Below are 20,010 nucleotides of genomic sequence, written 5' to 3'. Positions count from 1 at the left end.
ATGATCATCTGCATCGGCGCCGGTCCCGGCGACCATTCCTACCTGACCCTGCGCGGCGCGGACCTGATCCGCAATGCCGACGTGGTGGCCGGCTTCAATGCCGTGGTCGATGTGGTCAAGGACCTCATCCCCGCCAGCGCGCAAGTGGTGCTGATGGGTTACCGCGATCAGGTTGCCAGGCTCGACGAAGTCGCCGCCCTGCATCACGCCGGCAAGCGCTGCGTGGTGGTCTTCATGGGCGATATCCACTTCAGCGGCTTCCAGTATCTGGAACGGGTGGAGCGCGCCTGTGGCCATCGCGTGGAAACCCTGCCGGGCATTTCCTCGGCCCAGATCCTCGCCTCCAGGGCGCGTGTGTGCTTTGATGAAACAACGTTCATCACCTTCCACCGGCGCGGCGATCTGGAGCCCTTCAAGCGCCATCTGGTGAACGTCTTGAACGATGGACGCAATGCCATCGTCATCCCCTGTCCGTGGGATGCGGCGCGCTCCTTCATGCCGCGTCACATCGCCACCTATTTGCTGCAACAAGGGGTCAGCCCGGACCATCCCGCGGAAGTCTGGGAAAACCTCACCCGGGGCGACGCCGAATGGCATGGCAAGCTGGCCGACTGTGCCGACCAGGAATTCAGCGACATGAGCATCATGCTCATCCGCACGCTCACGCCCATGGCCAGCCAGATCGAACCACCGCCGCAAGCAGCCAGCGGAGCCACGGCATGAACAGCCCGCGCAAGTCAGCCGTGGTGATCGCCGGCCACGGCAGCCGCGATCCCGATGCCCTGCGCGAATTCGAGGCGCTGGTAGCGCTGGTGCGTGAACGCGCCGAGGGACGCATCGTGCGCCATGGCTATCTGGAATTTGCCGCGCCCACCATCTCGGAGGCTGCCGCCGCCTGCGTGGCCGAGGGCGCCACCGACGTGGCCGTGGTACCCGGTGTGCTGCTGGGGGCGCGTCATGCCAAGAACGACATGCCAGCCGAACTGCTGGCGCTGGCGCGGGATTATCCGCAGGTCGATTTCCATTTCGGCGCGCCCATGGATCTGCATCCGCTGCTGCTGCAACTGGTACAGCAGCGCGTGGTGGAAGCCGAGGCCGCTTCTGAAGAAATCATCCATCGCCAGGATGCCTGTCTGGTGCTGGTCGGGCGCGGTACCACCGATCCCGATGCCAATGGCGAGATCGCCAAGCTGGCGCGCATGGTGCAGGAGGGCATGGGCTTTGGCGGCGTCAAAGTCTGCTTCTCGGGCACGGCCACGCCGCTGGTGCGGGATGGCCTCTCGCGGGCTGCCGGTGAAGGCTGGCAGCGGCTGGTGGTGCTGCCGTTCTTCCTCTTCGATGGTGTGCTGGTCAAGCGCATCTATGCCGCCGCCGACGAGCTGATGCTGCGCGAGCCGGGTGTGGAAGTGCTCAAGGCCGCTTATCTGGGCGTGCATGCGCACGTGGCCGATGTCATGCTGGAACGCGCCCGCGATGCCGCCGAAGGCCGCGCCGCCATGAACTGCACGCTCTGCAAGTACCGGGTGCAGATCGTCGGTTTCGAGCAGCAGGTCGGCGAGCCGCAGCGGGCACATCACTTGCAGGTGCGCGATCTTTCTGCGCGCGAGCAGCAGGCCCCGGCCGTCACGGGCACCGCCCCTTACGTAGCGCATCCCATCGAAGCCGAGAGCATGGAAATCATCCAGGCCGGGCGCGACTGGGGCGGCTTCCCGCCCGAGCAGCTGACCGTCTTGCAGCGCCTGGTCCATACCAGCGGCGACTTCGCCGTGGCCGATGAAATCTATTTTTCCGCTGGTGCGGTTCAGGCCGGGATGAAAGCACTGCTGCGCACCAAGCGAGTCGTCACTGATGTGACCATGGTGCAAACCGGTCTCAAGCGCGCGGTGCTGCAACAGCTGGGCGTAGAGACATGGTGCGGCGTACATGATCCCGAATCGCACCTGATGGCCCGGAACCTGGGCATGACGCGCTCGGCGGCGGGGATTCGCCGTGCCTGGCAGAAGTTCGGCAATGACCTGGTGCTGGCCATCGGCGATGCACCCACCGCCATCACCGAGGCGGTACGCCTGATCCGCGAGCACGGCTGGCGTCCGCAACTGGTGATCGGCTTGCCGGTCGGTTTCGTCGGCACGCGCGAGAGCAAGGAGGAACTGCGTCGCTGCCTGCAGGTGCCGCGCATCACCAACAGCGGCACGCGCGGTGGTTCGCCCTGGGCGGCCAGCGTGGTCAATGCCCTGATGATCGATGCCATCGCCTGGCTGGTCGCCCAGGAAGCGCAGAGCGAAAGTGTGCAGTAATGGACGCGCCCCCCGAGCTGCAACGGGCCGAGTATGACCTCGCCGTACTCGCCCCCAATGGCTTGCGTCGTGGCCGCAGCACCGGCAGTTGCGCGACCGCAGCGGTACGCGCCGCACTCTATCGCCTGCTGGGCGGCATGAGCGTGCAGCACGCCGAAGTCAGCCTGCCGGATGGACTGCATTATCTGAGCGTACCAATCAAGACGGTCACGCTGATCGATGCCGATACCGCCCAGGCCGAGGTGCTCAAGGACGGCGGAGACGATCCCGACAATACGCACGGCGCCACCATCGTGGCACAGGTGCGGCGCAATGCGGCAGGGGAGATCCGTTTCTTTGCGGGCCAGGGCGTGGGCACGGCCACCATGCCGGGCTTGCGCGTGGCCGTCGGTGAACCCGCCATCAACCCGGTGCCGCGCGCCATGATGCGGGCCGCCGTGGCAGAGGTGCTGGCGGAGTTGCAGTCGGGCGAACCAGCCTGCGGTTTTGATCTGACCATCGGTTGCCGCGAGGGCCTCGCCATTGCGCCCAAGACCTTCAATCCCAAGCTGGGTATCGTCGGCGGCATTTCCATCCTGGGCACCTCCGGCATCGTGGAGCCGATGTCCATGGCCTCCTGGATCGCTTCCATCGAGGTCTACATCCGCGTGGCCCTGGCCGCCTGTGCGCCGGGGGATACGGTGGCCTACCTGCCGGGCAAGATCGGCCGCGTCTTCGTGGCGCAGACACTGGGCCTGCCGGACAAGCGCAGCGTGCAGATCGCCAATTTCCTGGGCGATGCGCTGGACTTCACCCAGAAGGCGCTGGCCGAGGAGGGCAGGACACTGCCGCTGCTGTGGCTGGCCGGGCATCCCGGCAAGCTGGCCAAGGTATTGGATGGGGTGTGGGATACGCATTCCAGCAAGAGCAACATGGCCATGCAGGGCGTGGCCCGCGTGGCTGAAGAAATGAATACGGCAGGGCAGGGCGTGCTGTTTGACGCCACCCTGCTGCAGCAGATGAAGGAAGCCAATACGGTGGAAGCAATCATAGAACTGGTCCGCCAGCAGGACGTCGGACTGTCGCGCCGCCTGTGGCGCGAGATCGAAACCCGCATCGCCGTGCTTGCCCATGCGCGCGTGCCGGCAGTGCAACGCATCGAAGTGCGCCTGTTCGACCTCGATGGAGAGCAACTGGGGGCAGGCGCATGAGCGGGCGTCTGACCGGCATCGGTGTCGGCCCCGGCCCCGCAGGCTACCTGCCGCTGGCAGCCATCGCTGCGCTGCGCAGCGCCGACCTGATCTACATTCCGCGTGCACGCGGGGCCGAGCTGTCGGTGGCCCTGCAATGCCTGGAGGGCGTGGAGTTCGACCGCAGCCGTCTGTGCGAGATCGAATTCAACATGGACCCGGATCGTCAGGTCCTGCAGGAACATTACGCCCGGCTCGGCCAGCAGTTGTCCGAACAATTGCGGCAGGGCCTGCAGGTGGTCTATCTCACCATCGGCGATGCGCTGACCTATTCCACCTACGGCTATGTGCTGGCTGCCGTGCGCGATCTCTATCCCGAGTGCGACTGCGTGACCTTGCCAGGCATCACCAGTTATGCCGCTGCTGCCGCCGCGCTGGAATGGCCGCTGGGCGTGGGCAAGGAGCGCACGCTGATCCTGCCTTGCCCGGAAGATGCGGCGACCCTGCAGGCCGAGATCGAGAGCCACGACATCGTGGTGCTGATGAAGGTCGGCGCGCGCCTGCCCTGGGTGCTGGCGCTGCTGCGCGAGATGGACATTGCGCAGCATTGCGGCTTTGCCCGTCGCATCGGGCTGGATGGCGAAGTGCTGGTCAGCGACCTCACCACGCTGGATGCGGCAGAGGCGAGCGGCTACCTGGCCGTGCTGCTGATCCGCAAGACGGCGCAGGCGCAACGTCACCGCGCGCCGCAAGCATCATCGAAAGGAAATCCATGAAAGTCTATTTCGTCGGCGCCGGTCCCGGTGCAGCCGACCTCATCACCCTGCGCGGTGCACGCCTGCTGGGCCAGGTGCGTATGGTGCTGTACGCCGGTTCGCTGGTGCCCACCGCCTTGCTGGAACATTGCCACCCCGAGGCCGAGATTGTCGACACCGCCGCACTCGATCTGGAGCAGCAGCAGGCCTGCTACGTGCGTGCGCAGCAACAGGGTATCGACGTGGTGCGCCTGCATTCGGGCGACCCGGCGATCTACGGGGCGACGGCGGAACAGATGCGGCGGCTCGATGCCCTGGGCATCGCCTATGAAGTGGTGCCGGGCGTGTCGTCCTTCACCGCTGCGGCGGCCGCCGTGTCGGCTGAACTGACCAAGCCGGAAGTGTCGCAGAGCGTGATTCTGACCCGTGTCTCGGGCCGTGCCTCGGCGGTGCCCGAATCGGAATCGATTGCCTCGCTGGCCGCGCACCGGGCGACCATGTGCATCTTCCTGTCCGGGCCGCACCTGAAGAAGATCGTCACCGACCTGCTGCTGCACTATCCCCCCGAGACGCCCGTCACGCTGGTCTATCGCGCCACCTGGCCGGAGCAGCGCGTCTATCAGGGCCGGCTCGACAAGGTGCTGGAAGAGAACAAGCGCGGGGAGTGGAATCTCACCACCATGATGCTGGTCGGTGCCGCGCTGAACAAGGAGCAGGTGGCCGAATCCAGTCTGTACTCCAAGGACTTCACGCACCTCTTCCGCGTGGTCAAGAAGAACAAGGATGCCGCATGAATCCGCCCGTCGTCCCGGCAGACCTGGGCCTGTGGCCCGTGCGCGCCGAGGCGGTGGCACTGGCCATGCACTTGCAGGACTGCCTGGGCGGTGAACTCTACCGCCCCTGGCTTCATGCAGAGGGCGGCCTGTCGCAGCGCCAGCAGTTTGCTCTGGCCTACCGCCGCCACCGGCAGTGGATCATGATTGGTGCGACCGGCATTGCCGTGCGCTTCCTCGACGGCCAGCCGCAGGACAAGCATCGGGATCCCGCCCTGGTGGTGCTGGATGAGGCGGGACGTTTTGCCATCCCCTTGTTGGCAGGGCATGAAGGCGGTGCCAACAGCCTGGCCTATCGCGTGGCCCAGATCACGGGCGCGCAGCCGGTGGTGACCACCGCGACCGAAGCCGTCAAGCCGCTGGTGCTGGGCATCGGCTGCCGCAAGCTGGCCTCGGCCGAGCAGATCGGTCGTGCCGTCGCGCAGGCACTGGAACAGTGCCCCGGTGCCGCACTGTCCCAGGTGCGCGAAGTGGCCACCATCGATATCAAGGCCGGGGAACCCGGCCTGCTGGCCTTTTGCGCCACGCATGGCTTGCCCTTGCGCGTGATCGCGCGCCAGCAGATCGCCCAGCGCGCCTGGGTGGGCAAGCCCTCGGACTGGGTGCGCCAGAACGTGGGCGTGGAGGGCGTGTGCGAGCCGGCGGCCTTGATCGCCAGTCCGCGTGGACGGCTGTTGCTGGGCAAGAGCGCGCTGGAGGGCGTGACCGTGGCCATCGTCGACGATGGCGATGGCTGGCGCAGTTCCATAAAAAATCCGTAAATCATTTGCAGGAAACCCGATGGAAGCAGTCAAGAAAAAAGGCGTATTGAACCTGGTCTCGGTCGGCCCCGGTTTCGAAGAGATGATCATCCCGCGCGCCATTGAAGCCTTGCGCGAGAGCGAGGTCATCGTCGCCTACGCGTTGTACCTGCGCTGGATCGCCGCGCATATCGAGGGCAAGGAGATTCATACTCCGCCGCTGACCCAGGAGCGCGAGCGCGCCTTGCTGGCCATCGAACAGGCCCGTGCGGGGCGGCGCGTGGCCCTGATCTCCAGCGGCGACATCGGCATTTACGCCATGGCCGCCCTGGCCTTCGACGACATGCGCGAGGACGATAGCTTCGAGGTCAATATCATCCCCGGCGTGACCTCGGCCAATGCCTGCGCCTCGCTGCTGGGTTCGCCGCTGTCGCATGATTTCGCCACCTTGTCGCTGTCCAACCTGCTGTGCCCGTGGTCATGGATCGAGCAGCGCGCCAGTCACATCGCCCAGGCGGACCTGGCCTGCGTGCTCTACAACGTGCAGAGCGCGGGACGGCAGGAGGGCGTCTACCGCATCCTGCAACTGATGCTGGAACACAAGGCCCCGCATACCCTGTGCGGGGTGGTGCGCAATGCCTATCGCCCAGGGCAGCAGGTCTCCATTCATCGCCTGGATGAATTGCCCGGCCTGCAGTTCGACATGCTGACCTCGATCGTCATCGGCAACCGCTTTACGCAGCGCAAGCGCGACTGGATCTTTACCCCGCGCGGCTACAACGACTGGAGCGAACAGGCGCAGGCGCCTGAGGCGGCACAACTGCCGCGCCGGGCGGTGTGGGTCTTTGCGGGCACCAGTGACGGCAACCAGCTGGCGCGCGAACTGGCCGGGCAGGGCGAGCGCGTGGTCATTTCCACGGCGACCGCCTATGGCGGCGAGCTGGCCAGCCAGGATTGTCCGGGTGCCCAGGTCTGGTCCGGCCGCCAGGGTGTGGAGGCGCGCCGACAAGCGCTGCGCGACAGCCAGGCGCGGGTGCTGGTGGATGCGACCCATCCCTTTGCGGTGCAGATGTCGCAGCAGTTGATGATGCTGGCGCAGGAGCTGGGCCTGCCGTATCTGCGCTATGAACGTCCGAGCGAGATCGCTGCCGATGACCCCTATGGCTGCGCCGACATGACAGAAGCCGCCGGGCGCGCCATCGCCCTGGGCCGCCGCATTTTCCTGGCTACCGGCTCCAAGGATCTGGGCAGCTTCCTGAGGGCACCTGGCGCGGCGGGCAAGCAATGGTTCGCCCGCGTCACGGCCGATCCGGACTTCCTCCGGCGCGCACTGGAACTGGGCCTGCCGCGCGCCCACCTGTGCGCCATGCAGGGACCGTTCTCGCAGGCATTCAATGAAGCGCTGTGGCGCGACTGGGGTATCGACTGCGTGGTGACCAAGGATTCCGGCGAGGCCGGGGGCTACCGGGCCAAGGTCGCGGCTGCGCGCGCCCTGGGCATCCCTCTGGTGACGGTGCGTCGGCCTGGACTGGCCTATCCCCAGGTGGCGCACGATGTGCCCACCCTGCAGGCGCAACTGGCAGCGTTGGCCGGAGCCTGAGCATGGCCAGTCTTCAGTCTTCCATGCCGCCTGCCTTGCCGCCGATCCCGGTGACGGTGGTCACGGGCTTCCTGGGGGCGGGCAAGACCACCTTGCTGCGCGGCCTGGTACAGCGTCGCCAGTCGCGGCGACTGGCCTTGCTCATCAACGAGTTCGGCGAGGTCGCCATCGATGGCGACCTGTTGCGCGCCGAAGGCGATGCGCAGGGCCAGGTGCAGATCCAGGATTTCGCCCATGGCCTCATCGCCTACGGCGACGATGAACATTTCGTTCCCGCCATGCTGGCCCTGGCCGCGCGCCGCGCGCAGATCGACCATGTGCTCATCGAGACTTCCGGTCTGGCCTTGCCCAGTGCGGTGATGGAAGTGTTGCAATCCCCTGAACTGGCACTGCACTTCGTGCTGGACGCCACGCTGGCCGTGGTCGACACGCCGCTCCTGCTGGAACAAGCCTTCGCCAGCGGCGATGCCGTGCGCGATGCCACGGCGCAGCTGTTCGCCCGGCAACTGGAGTGCGCCGACGTGGTGGTGCTCAACAAGATCGACGGCATGGAGGAAGCGCCCTTGCTGCAAGCAGAGCAAACGGTACGGTCACTGGCGCCCAACGTGCGCTTCCTGGAGCTGGCCTATGATGCGCGACTGGATATCCGTCTGGCGCTGGGCTTGCGGCTGCACCAGGCCGGTACGAGCGTGCATCATCACTACACGCCGGTGGCCATGCCGGGCGAGCGCGCCACGGTGGCGGCCGAGCAGTGGCGCTTCAACGGCCATGCGCATTCCGGCCTGGGGGCGCACAGCCACGGCTTGTCCACCCACAAGCATTTCCACGAGCAGGACCCCGGCTGGCAATCCTTCACGTTGCGCAGCGCCGATGCGCAGGATGCCGAAGCCCTGCGCCGCGCCGTGGTCGCCGTGGCGCTGGACCAGCCCATCCTGCGCAGCAAGGGCTTCGTCGTCACCGGCCACGGACGTACCGAGTTGCTGCAAGCCGTGCGGGCGCGTGCGGTGGTGGCCGAGGCCGGTGGCGGCAAGCGGGCCGGGACTTCGGAGCTGGTCTTCATCGGTTACCATCCCAGCCGCGCACGTGTGGCGCAATTGCTGTCCTCGCTGACGGCGACCGACTGGCATTGATTTCGCAGCAGCATCAAGAAAGAAGCACATCATGAAAACCGACCCCGAATCGCACAAGCGCATGACCCAGCGTCACAAGGAAGGCTTCGAAAAGAAGAAGGCCGCCGCCCGGAAGGAGAAGGGCCTCCTGATCGTCAACACCGGCACCGGCAAGGGCAAGTCCAGCGCCGCCTTCGGCATGGGCATGCGCATCCTCGGCCACGGCATGCGGCTGGGCGTGGTGCAGTTCATCAAGGGCGCACTCTACAGCGCCGAACGTGACTTCCTGGGCAGCCACGCGCGATGCGACTTCCATGTGGTCGGCGCAGGCTACACCTGGGACACCCAGGACCGTGAGGCCGACATGCGCACCGCTGCACGTGGCTGGGCCGAGGCCGTGCGCATGATCCAGGACCCCGGCTATGACATGGTGATCCTGGATGAACTCAACATCGTCCTCAAATACCAGTATCTGGATCTGGAGGAAGTACTGCGGGTATTTGCGGCGCGCCGCGAGATGCTGCACATCGTCGTCACCGGTCGCCATGCACCGGAGGCGCTGATCGAGCAGGCCGATCTGGTCAGCGAGATGCGCCCGCTCAAGCATCCCTACAAGGAGCAGGGCGTGAAAGCACAGAAAGGCGTGGAATTCTGATGACGCACCCGGATTACCGCTGCCCGGCCCTGTTCATCTCGGCCCCGGCTTCCGGCCACGGCAAGACCACCATCACCGCCGCCCTGGCCCGCCTGTACCGGCAGCAGGGCAAGCGCGTGCGGGTGTTCAAGACCGGCCCCGATTTCCTCGATCCGATGGTGCTGGAGCAGGCCAGTGGCCAGCCGGTGATCAACCTTGATCTGTGGCTGGGAGGCGAAGATCATTGCCGCCGCCAGGTGGCGCTGGCTGCCGCCGAATCGGATGTGCTGCTGGTCGAGGGCGTGATGGGCCTCTTCGATGGCGAGCCCAGCAGTGCCGACCTGGCCCAGTTGCTGGGCATTCCCGTCGTGGCCGTGATCAATGCGCGCGGCATGGGCCAGACCATCGGCGCACTGGCGCAGGGCCTGCTGGCCTATCGTCCCGAGCTGAAGTTTGCCGGGGTACTGGCCAATGGCGTGGCCAGCCCGCGCCATGCGCAGATGTTGCGCCAGGGCCTGCAGAATGCGCGGCCCTCGGTGCCACTGTTGACGGGGCTGCAGCGCGACATGCAGTTCGCCTTGCCGGAGCGCCATCTGGGCCTGGTGGCCGCGCCCGAGATCGCCGATCTGGAGGCACGCCTGGATGCCGTGGCCGAAAGAATGTCAGCGACTTCACTGGCCAATCTGCCCGCGCCGGTGGACTTCGGTACGCCCCCGCCGGAACGCGCCTTCCCGCGCCTCCTGGAGGGCAAGACCATCGCCGTGGCGCGCGATCTGGCATTTTCCTTCATCTACACCGCCAACCTCGATCTGCTGGCGCTGATGGGTGCGCACGTGAGCTTCTTCTCGCCGCTGGCCGATGAAGCACTACCCGATTGCGATGCGGTCTGGTTGCCGGGCGGTTATCCCGAACTGCACCTGCCGGCCTTGCAGGTCGCGCAGCGCACCCAGTCCAGCCTGCGTGCCCATGCCGAGGCCGGCAAGCCGCTCTATGCCGAATGCGGCGGCATGCTGTTCCTGCTGGAGACCGTCGTCGCCGGTGACGGCAGCAGCGGCCAGCTGTGCGGCATCCTGCCCGGCCAGGCGACGGTGCAGCCGCGCCTGCAAGGGCTGGGTTACCAGACTCTGCAACTGAACCTGCCCGGTGCGGTGGGCGAGCATCTGCGCTGCCATACCTTCCACTATTCGCGGGCGGTGGTCGGGGCGCAGTTCATGGCACGTGGCGAGCGACTCTTCGATTCCTCGGAAGGGGAGGTGGTCTATCGTCGCGGTCAGGTCACGGCCAGCTATCTGCATGCGTATTTCCGCTCGGCGCCACGGACGGTGGCGGCGCTGCTTGGTGGGGCGCCATGACGCAAACTGTTTCGCATCGCTATCCTCAGGCGCAGATCGATGCGCTCTATCGCGTCATCCGCGAGCGCCGCGACATGCGCCATTTCCTGCCCGACCCGGTCGCGCCCGAGCTGTTGGAACGCCTGCTGCAGGCGGCCCATCAGGGCCCCAGCGTGGGCTTCATGCAGCCCTGGCGCTTCATCCGCATCCGCAATCAGGCGCTGCGCCAGCAGATCCATGCCCTGGTGGAACAGGAACGCATCGCCACTGCCCGCGCACTGGATCAGCGCGAGGACGAATTCATGCGTCTGAAAGTGGAAGGCATCCGCGAGTGTGGCGAATTGCTGGTGGCTGCGCTCATGGATCAGCGCGAGCGCCATGTCTTCGGTCGTCGCACCTTGCCGCAGATGGACCTGGCCTCGCTGTCCTGCGCCTTGCAGAACATGTGGCTGGCCGCGCGCGCAGAAGGGCTGGGCATGGGCTGGGTGTCGCTGTTCGAACCGGCCGCGCTGGCCCGTTTGCTGCACCTGCCCGAGGGCGCCGAACCGGTCGCCGTACTCTGTCTGGGCCATGTCCCCGCTTTCTATGACAAGCCCATGCTGGAACAGGAGCAGTGGGCCAGCCGCCAGCACCTGCAAGACCTGGTCTTTGAAGACCGCTGGCCCGTGCAAGGAGACCTGCAAGCATGACCACCGCATCCTCGAACCGACACCGCAGCCTCATCTTTGGCGGCGCCCGCAGCGGCAAGAGCGCCCATGCGGAACGCCTGGCGCTGGCCGCATCACCCGGCGGCGCGCGCGAGATCGTCTATCTGGCCACCGCCAGTCGCGCCGCCAGCCGCGACGACGCCGAGATGCAGGAGCGCATCACCCATCATCAGCAACGCCGCCGCGCGCTGGGTGCACACTGGAGTACCGTGGAAGAGCCACTGGCGTTGGGCCACGCACTGCGCTGCCTGAGCCGGCCCGAGACCGTGGTGCTGGTCGACTGCCTCACCGTCTGGCTGGCCAACCTGCTCTTTGCCGAGGGCGTGGACTATCCTGAACTGGGACCGGTCACGCCGCCCCCGGCCTTCGCGCAGCAACGCGCCGATTTCCTGCTGGCCCTGGAGGAAGTGCAGGGGACCGTCATCCTGGTGTCCAACGAAGTCGGCATGGGCATCGTGCCGCAGGGGGCCATCTCGCGCTGGTTCGTCGATGAGGCGGGGCGGCTGAACCAGGCCGTGGCTGCGCTGTGCGAACGCGTGCAATGGGTCGCTGCCGGCTTGCCCTTGACCTTCAAGGACAGCGCGTGCTGAGCGGCTTGTCCTTGCCCTGGCTGGCGCTGCTGATGGCGCTGGGCCTGGCCCTGGATCTGCTGCTGGGGGAAGCGCGGCGCTGGCATCCGTTGGTCGGGTTCGGCAATCTGGCCAAGCGCATCGAAGCGCGGCTCAATCACGCCCCGGCCTTGCGCCTGCGTGGCGTGCTGGCCTGGTCGCTGGCAGTGTTGCCGCCGGTACTGGCCTGCACCTGGCTGCTGGCCGCGCTGCCCGTCTGGATGGCGGCATGGATCCATGCGGTGCTGCTGTATTTCTGCATCGGCCTGCGCAGCCTGCGCGAGCATACCTTGCCGATTGCACAGGCGCTGGCGCAGCGGGACTTGCCGCTGGCGCGGCGGCTGACTTCCTTGATCGTCAGCCGTGAGACGCGCCAGTCCGACGAAGCCGAGCTGGCCAAGGCCGGGGTCGAATCGCTGCTGGAGAATGGTAACGATGCCGTCTTCGGTACCTTGTTCTGGTTCCTGGTGGCGGGTGGCCCGGGCGCCTTGCTGTTTCGCCTGGCCAATACCCTGGACGCCATGTGGGGTTACCGCAATGCGCGCTTCCTGTATTTCGGCTGGGCCGCGGCGCGCATTGATGATGCCCTCAACTGGTTGCCTGCGCGACTGACCGCCTGCTCTTATGCCTGGCTGGGCCAGCGCCGCCAGGCCCTGGCTTGCTGGAAGACGCAGGCGCCTGCGTGGAGCAGCCCCAACGCCGGTCCGGTGATGGCGGCGGGCGCCGGAGCACTGGGCCTGGCCCTGGGCGGTCCGGCCCGGTATGACGGCCAGCTCGAAGAGCGCCCGCCATTGGGATCGGGCCTGCCGCCGCAGGGACCGGACATCGTCCGTGCCTGGCGCCTGGTGGCCATGAGCACGGCGCTGTGGCTGGCCGTGGTGGGCGCCCTGGCGCTGCTGAGCCTGGTCACCGGGGTGGGGGCGAGCCATGCTTGAGCACGGTGGCAACCTCGACGCGGCGGCCCGCCATTATGGTCGTCCGCGCAGTGACTGGCTGGATCTCTCCACCGGCATCAACCCGCGACCCTACCCGGCAGCTGCACCGGCGGCGCACGCCTGGCACCGCCTGCCCGAGCCGTCACATGCGCTGGAGCAAGCGGCCTGTGCGTATTACGATGCGCCACGTCTGCTGGCCGTGGCGGGCACCCAGGCGGCGATTCAGGCGCTGCCGCAACTGCGTCTGCAACAACAGCGCCGCCCTGCACAGGTAGTGGTGGCGGCCCCCATCTACGCGGAACATGCGCACTGCTGGCGGCGTGCGGGGCATGCCGTGCGTGAAGTCGCGTATGCCGATCTTGATCAGGCCGTGCGCGAGACATCGTGCGAGGTGCTGGTGCTGTGCAATCCCAACAATCCGACCGGTGCCATGGTCGCGCCGGAGGACCTGTTGCGCTGGGCGGCCCTGCTGGCCGGGCGGGGGGGCTGGCTGGTGGTCGATGAAGCCTTCGGCGATACCGTCAATGGTTACAGCGTGTGCGCACACAGCCACCAGCCGGGCCTGATCGTGCTGCGTTCGGTCGGCAAGTTCTTCGGGCTGGCGGGCTTGCGGCTGGGCTTTGTCGGGGCGGCAGCCCCTTTGCTGGATGCGCTGGCTGACTGGCTCGGGCCATGGTCCATCAGCGGTCCGGCCCAGCAGATCGGCAGCGCGGCACTGCTCGACCGCCCTTGGCAGGCTGCGACGCGACAGACCCTGTTGACCGAAGGCGCCCGCCTGCATGCGCTGCTGGCGCAGCATGGCATCCGCGCCAGTGGCACGGCATTGTTCCAGTGGTGGCCCGAAGCTCAGGCGCCGGCGTTTCATGAAGCGATGGCGCGCGCCGGCATCTGGGTGCGCCTTTTCACGCGCGGTGCTGGTGGTATCCGCCTCGGACTGCCGCCGGATGAGGCGGGTTGGGTACGCCTGCAAGAGGCCCTGAACAGATGGAGTCAACGTGGCTGATTTTCCTTTTCATACGCTGATGATCCAGGGCACCACGTCGGATGCCGGCAAGAGCACTCTGGCCGCTGCGTTATGCCGCCTGCTGAAGAAGGATGAGATCAGCGTCGCTCCCTTCAAGCCGCAGAATATGGCCTTGAACAGTGCGGTGACCCGCGACGGTGGCGAGATTGGACGCGCTCAGGCCCTGCAGGCGCAGGCCGCCGGTATCGCGCCGCACACCGATATGAACCCGGTCTTGCTCAAACCCTCCAGTGATACCGGCGCCCAGGTCATCGTGCAGGGCAAGGTACGCGCCGATATGAACGCCCGTGACTATCACCGCTACAAGACCGAAGCCATGCAGGCCGTGCTGCAATCCTATGCGCGGCTGCGCTCGCAATATGCCTGCGTGATCGTGGAAGGCGCGGGCAGTCCGGCCGAGATCAATCTGCGCGCGCGCGACATTGCCAACATGGGTTTTGCCGAAGCGGTCGATTGTCCCGTCATCATCGTGGCCGATATCGACCGGGGTGGTGTTTTTGCGCACCTGAGCGGCACGCTCGATTGTCTTTCCGAGAGCGAACGGGAACGCGTGATCGGCTTCGTCATCAACCGCTTCCGTGGCGACATCAGCCTGCTGCAAGGGGGGCTGGACTGGCTCGAGGCCCGCACCGGCAAGCCCGTGCTGGCGGTGCTGCCGTACCTGCATGGGCTGCACCTGGATGCCGAGGATGCGGTGGCGGCCACGCAGGAGAGTCGCGGCCAATTCCGTATCGTGGTGCCGGTCTTGCCGCGCATCAGCAACCATACCGACTTCGATGCACTGCGCGCCCATCCCGATGTCGATCTGCGCTTCATCGGCCCGGGCCAGCCGGTGCCGCCGGCTGATCTCATCATCCTGCCCGGCAGCAAGAATACCCGCGGGGATCTGCACTGGCTGCGGGAACATGGCTGGGAGGCGGCCATTGCCCGTCATCTGCGCTATGGCGGCAAGCTGATCGGTATCTGTGGCGGTTTCCAGATGCTGGGGGAGAGCGTGGATGATCCGCATGGTGTGGAAGGCGTGCCCGGCAGCAGTGTCGGTCTCGGCCTGCTGCCGATGCGTACCGAACTGAGGCGAGACAAGAAGCTGCTGCAGGTCAGCGGCCACTGTGTCTTCAGTGAGACGGCTGCAACGGTCAGCGGCTACGAGATCCACATGGGCGTGTCTTCCGGCCCGGCGCTGGCGCGTCCTGCGTTCGTCATCGAGGGGCGCGGCGAGGGTGCGCAATCGGACGACGGGCAGATCCTGGGTAGCTACCTGCACGGCATGTTCGATACACCGCAAGCCTTTGGCGCACTGCTGAGCTGGGCGGGATTGGCGGGCAGCGCGCCGGTCGATCTGGATGCCTTGCGCGAGGCCAGCCTGGAGCGTCTGGCCGAATCCTGCCGGCCCTTGTATGACGCCTTGCGGCGGGTACCCACGCGCTTTGGGCGGACGTAATACGGTGTGACCGCAAAGAAAATCCCGGCCTTGCGGGCCGGGATGCGGTTGGGGGAGTGGCGCAGAAGAGTCAGGCCAGGGCTTCCTTGGCGGCTTCTTCCGGGGTGAGGCCATCGTAGTAGAGGTCGGTGAACCATTCCACCTGTTCTTCGATGTGCTCCTGTGCCTGGTCCAGCGTGGCGCCGCCCTTGACCAGGAATTGCTCGACTTCGGTACACCATTGGATCAGGGCTTCAGTTTCCGGGTCCAGTTTCTCTTTCTTGGGCATGTTGCCTCCTTGCTTCGGTAATGATGGGCGTAAGTGCCCTGTGCAAGGATAGGCCAAACTCGCCCGGCGTGTGCGCCTTTATTGCGTCGGCTTCATTGCAGCAACTGTGTCCCGCTGCTGGCACCGCTAGAGGTGGCCAGACTGCTCGCCAGCACCGCCGCCGCCGAACGCGTCTCCACCCCCAGCTTCACGAAGATATGTTCCAGGTGCTTGTTGACCGTACGCGGACTCATGCCGAGGATTTCGGCGATGTCGCGGTTGGTCTTGCCCTTGCCCAGCCAGAGCAGGACGTCGCTCTCGCGCGGCGTCAGGCGCGCGCCCTCCAGGGTAGGCGGCAGGCTCATGCCGTCGTCGCCACGCTGGGTGGCGCCCGCCGTTTTTTCTTCCAGCACCAGGCTCACGCCATGCCCCTGCCCGGGTCCGCAAAGCGTGATGTGCAGCTCGTCCTGCTGCTGTCGCACGATCAGCGGTGGCACCCGGTCCAGGCTCTCACCCTGGCGTTGCCGTACCAACTGCTCGTTGAGCCATACCTGCAAGGGAGCCGGCAACTTGTGGCTGTTCGGTGCAGCCGGACCGTAATACTTCTCCAGCCACTGTGATGCCTTGCTGGTCTGCCACATCGGCAGGCCATGGCCGCCCAGCACGATCACCGCATGGGCGGCATGTTCCAGTACGCCGCGCGTCTGCGTCATCATGCGCGCGGTACGGATATGCGCGCCGATGCGCGCCACCACTTCCTGCGGACGGATCGGCTTGGTCACGTAATCGATGCCGCCCACCTCGAAGCCGCGCACCACGTGTTCGGTCTCCGACAAGCCGGTCATGAATACCACCGGCACATGCGCCACGCGCTTGACCTGCTTGATGCGGCGGCAGGTCTCGAAACCGTCGATGCCGGGCATCATCGCGTCCAGCAGGATCAGATCGGGCGTGATGTGGTCCAGCCGCTCCAGCGCCGCCAGTCCGTCCGTGGCGACGAGGACGATGTGGCCGCTTTCATCGAGCGCATCGGACAACATGGCCAGGTTGTCGGGCATGTCATCGACGATCAGGACCACGTGTCTATCGAACGTCGTTGAGATCATGTCGGATCAGCTCCTGGATGCGGGTGACGTATTCATTCAAGCGGAATTGTTTGACCAGCTGTCGCAGCTCGGTCGTGAAGGGCAGGTAGGCCGGTTGCTGGCGTTCCATGGCGTCGAGCTGGCGCAGGATTTCCTTGGCATAGCCGATGCGGCCCAACTCCAGCAGTGAGGCCAGCCTGTCCTGGGACGGTACCAGCAGGAGGGCTTGCGTCGCTGCCGGTGCTGGCGGCGGCTCGGCAGGCTGTGCCGACGCCACCCAGTCCAGTTGCAGATGCTGGCGCAGCTTGCCCAGCAATTCGTGATACGAGACCGGCTTGACCACGAAATCATTGACCAGCGCTGGCTCGTTGCGCTCATGCAGGTTCTCGAAGGCATTGGCCGATACCAGCAGGATGGGCAACTGCGCAAGCCCGCGCGCGCGGATGGCGCGTGCCACGCTCCAGCCATCCATCTGCGGCATGGCGATATCCAGCAGGAGCAGGTCGGGGATGTCGTGGCCCAGCCGCTCCATGCAGGCCAGCCCGCTGTCGGCCTCGCTCACCACGAATCCCAGCGGCATGAGCATGTCCTTGAGCAGGCGCCGTTGCGAAGCCTGGTCATCGACCACCAGGATGTGGCGCGAGGGTCCTGCGTAACCCGACATCTGATCCTCCAGCTTGATGCGCGGACGCGGTACGTGCACTTGCGGCAGATAGATCTTGAGGTGGAAGCTGCTGCCCAGCCCGACCCGACTCTCTACCCCCAGTTCGCCGCCCATGATGTGCACCAACATGCGGCTGATGGCCAGTCCCAGCCCGGTGCCGATGTCTTCGCGCAGATTGGCCGCGCTGCTGCGCTCGAAGGGCAGGAAGATACGTTCCAGGTCGTCGTCGGCAATGCCGATGCCGGTATCGATGACATCGAAATACGCAATCTCGCGTGCATAACGCACCCTGAGCGTGACGCCGCCGTGATCGGTGAACTTGACGGCATTGCCCAGCAGGTTGATGAGGATCTGGCGCAAGCGTTTCTGGTCGGCATGGACGATCTGCGGCAGGCGTCCGCTTTTCTCAAAGCGGAAGTGCAGGCCCTTCTGTTCGGCCTGCGGGGCGAACATGCCGACGATCTGCTCCAGGAAGGCTTCCAGTGCCAGTTCGTCGGAGGCCAGGCGCATCTTGCCAGCCTCGATCTTGGCAATGTCGAGCAGGCCGTCGATGAGGCTCAACAGGTGTTCGCCACTGCGGCGGATGATGGCGATGGCTTCCTTGCGGGCCGGCGGGATGGTGGCGTCCACGTGCAGGATCTGCGCATAGCCGAGGATGCTGTTCAAGGGCGTGCGCAATTCGTGGCTCATGCCGGCCACGAAGCGGCTCTTGGCCAGGTTGGCTGATTCGGCCGCTTCCTTGGCGCGCTGCAGTTCGGCATCGGTCTGCTTGTGGGCTTCGATTTCCTGCAGCAACAGATTGGTCTGGCGCTCTGATTCTTCCTGGGCCACGGCGCGGCTTTCGTTGGTCAGCACCAGCCACCAGGCACCCACGCCGACCACCACCAGCAAGAGGCAGAACAGCTTGATGAAGACGCCACGCAGCGAGTCGGGGGCTGAGAGCGTCAGTCCGGAGAGATCGGCCATCTGCTGGAAATACAGCATCCACAACACAATCGCCAGTCCGCCAGCCAGCAGACCGAACACGCTCAGGTAATGCCCGAGGCGGGTATTGAGCTTGACCGCGAAGCGCGCCGGGATCAGCTGGCGCAAGGTGTGCAGGATCTGGTTGGGCAACCGTGCGCGCGGTGTCTTGCAGCGGTCCTTGCAGCGCGCATCCAGCGAACAGCACAGCGAGCAGATGGCGCCCTGGTAGGCCGGGCAATGGGCCATGTCCGGTGTTTCGAAGGCATTGCCGCAGATCACGCAATCGAGCACTGAATGCGTCTGACCCGGCGTGACGGGGCGATAGTTCTGTTCGGACAGCGTATCGCGCCGCGCGATGTAGTAGCGGCTGCCGGTGGCCCAGGCAATGAGCGGGGCCGTCACCAGTGCGGTACCCAGGGCGATGAAGGGTGCCATGGCCGCCACCGTCTTGCCCAGCACGCCCGACATGGCCAGCGTGGAGAGCAGGGTGGCGATGACCATCGAGCCGACACCGACCGGGTTCACGTCATACAGGTGGGCACGCTTGAATTCGATGTGGGCCGGGCTCAGGCGCAGCGGCTTGTTGATGACCAGGTCGGCCACCACGGCGCCGATCCACGAGATGGCGACCAGGCTGTAGAGCGCCAGTACATGCTCCAGCGCATTGAAGACGCCCAGTTCCATCAGCAGCACCGCAATCAACACATTGAACACCAGCCACACCACCCGCCCCGGATGGCTGTGCGTGAGGCGCGCGAAGAAATTGGACCAGGCCAGCGAGCCGGCATAGGCGTTGGTGACATTGATCTTGATCTGCGACACCACCACGAACAGTACGACCGCCCCCAGCGCGAAGGCCGGATTGCCGAACACGTACTGGTAGCCGATCAGGTACATCTGGGTCGGTTCCACGGCCCGCGCCATGGGCACCTCGTGCTGGATGGCGAGGAAGGCCAGCAGCGTGCCGCCCAGCATCTTGGCCCCGCCCAGCAGGATCCAGCCAGGGCCGGCCAGCAACAGCGCACTCCACCAGCGCCCGCGATTGGCGGCGGTCTTCTGCGGCAGGAAGCGCAGGAAGTCGACCTGCTCACCCACCTGCGCGATGAGCGAGAAGGCCACCGTGGCAGCGGCCCCGAACAGGGTGAGATTGAAGGAACTGCCTTCCTCGGCGCGGCCGGCGAAGCTCAGGAGGTTCGACAGCGCTTCCGGTTCCTTGTAGAGCACGCAGGCATAGGGCAGCACCAGCAGCACCAGCCACAGCGGCTGGGTCCACATCTGCAGGCGGTTGATGAGCGTGATGCCGTAGGCCACCATGGGAATGATGATGAGCGAACAGAGCACGTAGCCATATACCAGCGGCAGACCGAAATAGATCTCGATGGCCTGGGCCATGATGGCCGCTTCCAGCGCGAAGAAGATGAAGGTGAAGCTGGCATAGATCAGCGAAGTGATGGTCGAGCCGATGTAGCCGAAGCCGGCGCCGCGCGTGAGCAGGTCCATGTCCACTCCGTAGCGCGCGGCGTAGTAGCTGATGGGCAGGCCGGTGGCGAAAAACAGCACCATCACGCAGACGATCGCCCAGAAGGCATTGGTGAAGCCATAACTGAGGGTAATGGCGCCGCTGATGGCTTCCAGTGCCAGGAAGGAGGTCGCGCCCAGGGCCGTATTGGCCAGGCGGAACTCGGACCAGCGGCGGAAGGATAGCGGCGTATAGCGCAGCGCGTAGTCTTCCAGCGTTTCGTTGGCGACCCAGGTGTTGTAGTCGCGCCGGACCTTGACGATGCGTTGTGTGGCGGGATGGGTCACGTTGGCTCTTGGTGAGGTCGGGGATCCGGACGGTCGTTGTCGTCACTGCCTTGTCTGTC

General features: G+C 65.9%; 18 protein-coding genes. 15 read left to right on the top strand and 3 right to left on the bottom strand.

The window, feature by feature from the left end:
• Genes GWL_RS10195 through GWL_RS10125 form a run of 15 tightly spaced genes read left to right on the top strand, consistent with a single transcriptional unit; the run spans position 1 to position 15,183 of the window.
• Positions 1 to 723: a cobalt-precorrin-7 (C(5))-methyltransferase gene (locus GWL_RS10195; protein ID WP_008329521.1), complete on the top strand. Its 723-nt coding sequence runs from the start codon at positions 1 to 3 to the stop codon at positions 721 to 723.
• Complete coding sequence (locus GWL_RS10190) at positions 720 to 2,297, top strand: precorrin-8X methylmutase (RefSeq protein WP_008329519.1); 1,578 nt, start codon at positions 720 to 722, stop codon at positions 2,295 to 2,297. Before GWL_RS10195 ends, GWL_RS10190 begins: the two co-directional genes overlap by 4 nt.
• Positions 2,297 to 3,487 (top strand): cobalt-precorrin-5B (C(1))-methyltransferase CbiD, encoded by a 1,191-nt coding sequence (cbiD, locus tag GWL_RS10185; protein WP_008329517.1) that lies wholly within the window; start codon positions 2,297 to 2,299, stop codon positions 3,485 to 3,487. The genes GWL_RS10190 and cbiD overlap by 1 nt, the downstream gene beginning before the upstream one ends.
• Positions 3,484 to 4,242 (top strand): precorrin-2 C(20)-methyltransferase, encoded by a 759-nt coding sequence (gene cobI, locus GWL_RS10180; RefSeq protein ID WP_008329516.1) that lies wholly within the window; start codon positions 3,484 to 3,486, stop codon positions 4,240 to 4,242. The genes cbiD and cobI overlap by 4 nt, the downstream gene beginning before the upstream one ends.
• Entirely contained in the window at positions 4,239 to 5,015 is a 777-nt protein-coding gene (cobM, locus tag GWL_RS10175; RefSeq protein ID WP_008329515.1) for a precorrin-4 C(11)-methyltransferase, read from the top strand. Before cobI ends, cobM begins: the two co-directional genes overlap by 4 nt.
• Positions 5,012 to 5,815: a cobalamin biosynthesis protein gene (locus GWL_RS10170; RefSeq protein ID WP_008329514.1), complete on the top strand. Its 804-nt coding sequence runs from the start codon at positions 5,012 to 5,014 to the stop codon at positions 5,813 to 5,815. The genes cobM and GWL_RS10170 overlap by 4 nt, the downstream gene beginning before the upstream one ends.
• Positions 5,816 to 5,834: 19 nt before the next feature.
• On the top strand, positions 5,835 to 7,394 hold the full coding sequence (gene cobJ, locus GWL_RS10165) for a precorrin-3B C(17)-methyltransferase (RefSeq protein WP_008329513.1): 1,560 nt from the start codon (positions 5,835 to 5,837) through the stop codon (positions 7,392 to 7,394).
• A 2-nt stretch (positions 7,395 to 7,396) separates the two neighbouring features.
• On the top strand, positions 7,397 to 8,524 hold the full coding sequence (locus GWL_RS10160) for a GTP-binding protein (protein WP_008329512.1): 1,128 nt from the start codon (positions 7,397 to 7,399) through the stop codon (positions 8,522 to 8,524).
• A 31-nt stretch (positions 8,525 to 8,555) separates the two neighbouring features.
• Positions 8,556 to 9,158, top strand: coding sequence for a cob(I)yrinic acid a,c-diamide adenosyltransferase (gene cobO / locus GWL_RS10155; protein ID WP_008329511.1), 603 nt, complete (start codon positions 8,556 to 8,558; stop codon positions 9,156 to 9,158).
• On the top strand, positions 9,158 to 10,489 hold the full coding sequence (locus GWL_RS10150) for a cobyrinate a,c-diamide synthase (protein WP_008329509.1): 1,332 nt from the start codon (positions 9,158 to 9,160) through the stop codon (positions 10,487 to 10,489). Before cobO ends, GWL_RS10150 begins: the two co-directional genes overlap by 1 nt.
• Positions 10,486 to 11,157 carry a 5,6-dimethylbenzimidazole synthase gene (gene bluB, locus GWL_RS10145; RefSeq protein ID WP_008329507.1) on the top strand — a complete coding sequence of 224 codons (672 nt, stop codon included), beginning with the start codon at positions 10,486 to 10,488 and terminating at the stop codon, positions 11,155 to 11,157. Before GWL_RS10150 ends, bluB begins: the two co-directional genes overlap by 4 nt.
• The gene (gene cobU / locus GWL_RS10140; RefSeq protein ID WP_008329506.1) at positions 11,154 to 11,765 is read left to right on the top strand and encodes a bifunctional adenosylcobinamide kinase/adenosylcobinamide-phosphate guanylyltransferase; all 612 of its coding nucleotides are present in this window, start codon (positions 11,154 to 11,156) and stop codon (positions 11,763 to 11,765) included. Before bluB ends, cobU begins: the two co-directional genes overlap by 4 nt.
• Positions 11,759 to 12,718: an adenosylcobinamide-phosphate synthase CbiB gene (gene cbiB / locus GWL_RS10135; protein WP_008329505.1), complete on the top strand. Its 960-nt coding sequence runs from the start codon at positions 11,759 to 11,761 to the stop codon at positions 12,716 to 12,718. The genes cobU and cbiB overlap by 7 nt, the downstream gene beginning before the upstream one ends.
• Positions 12,711 to 13,721, top strand: a complete 1,011-nt coding sequence (cobD, locus tag GWL_RS10130; protein ID WP_008329504.1) for a threonine-phosphate decarboxylase CobD — start codon at positions 12,711 to 12,713, stop codon at positions 13,719 to 13,721. The genes cbiB and cobD overlap by 8 nt, the downstream gene beginning before the upstream one ends.
• Positions 13,714 to 15,183 carry a cobyric acid synthase gene (locus GWL_RS10125; protein ID WP_008329503.1) on the top strand — a complete coding sequence of 490 codons (1,470 nt, stop codon included), beginning with the start codon at positions 13,714 to 13,716 and terminating at the stop codon, positions 15,181 to 15,183. Before cobD ends, GWL_RS10125 begins: the two co-directional genes overlap by 8 nt.
• 70 nt (positions 15,184 to 15,253) lie before the next feature.
• Here the strand turns inward: GWL_RS10125 and GWL_RS10120 are convergent, their stop codons facing one another.
• The 3 genes from GWL_RS10120 to GWL_RS10110 all read right to left on the bottom strand — a co-directional run bounded on the left by GWL_RS10120 (position 15,254) and on the right by GWL_RS10110 (position 19,951).
• On the bottom strand, positions 15,254 to 15,451 hold the full coding sequence (locus GWL_RS10120; protein WP_008329502.1) for a hypothetical protein: 198 nt from the start codon (positions 15,449 to 15,451) through the stop codon (positions 15,254 to 15,256).
• 92 nt (positions 15,452 to 15,543) lie between these two features.
• Complete coding sequence (locus GWL_RS10115) at positions 15,544 to 16,536, bottom strand: response regulator transcription factor (protein WP_008329501.1); 993 nt, start codon at positions 16,534 to 16,536, stop codon at positions 15,544 to 15,546.
• Positions 16,514 to 19,951 (bottom strand): ATP-binding protein, encoded by a 3,438-nt coding sequence (locus tag GWL_RS10110; RefSeq protein WP_008329500.1) that lies wholly within the window; start codon positions 19,949 to 19,951, stop codon positions 16,514 to 16,516. Before GWL_RS10110 ends, GWL_RS10115 begins: the two co-directional genes overlap by 23 nt.
• Between the last annotated feature and the right edge of the window lie 59 nt (positions 19,952 to 20,010).

This window comes from Herbaspirillum sp. GW103 (assembly GCF_000261365.1).
Classification (GTDB): Bacteria; Pseudomonadota; Gammaproteobacteria; order Burkholderiales; family Burkholderiaceae_D; genus Herbaspirillum.
Note: the sequence above shows the minus strand (reverse complement) of the source record. Positions and strands in the feature narration are given on the sequence as shown.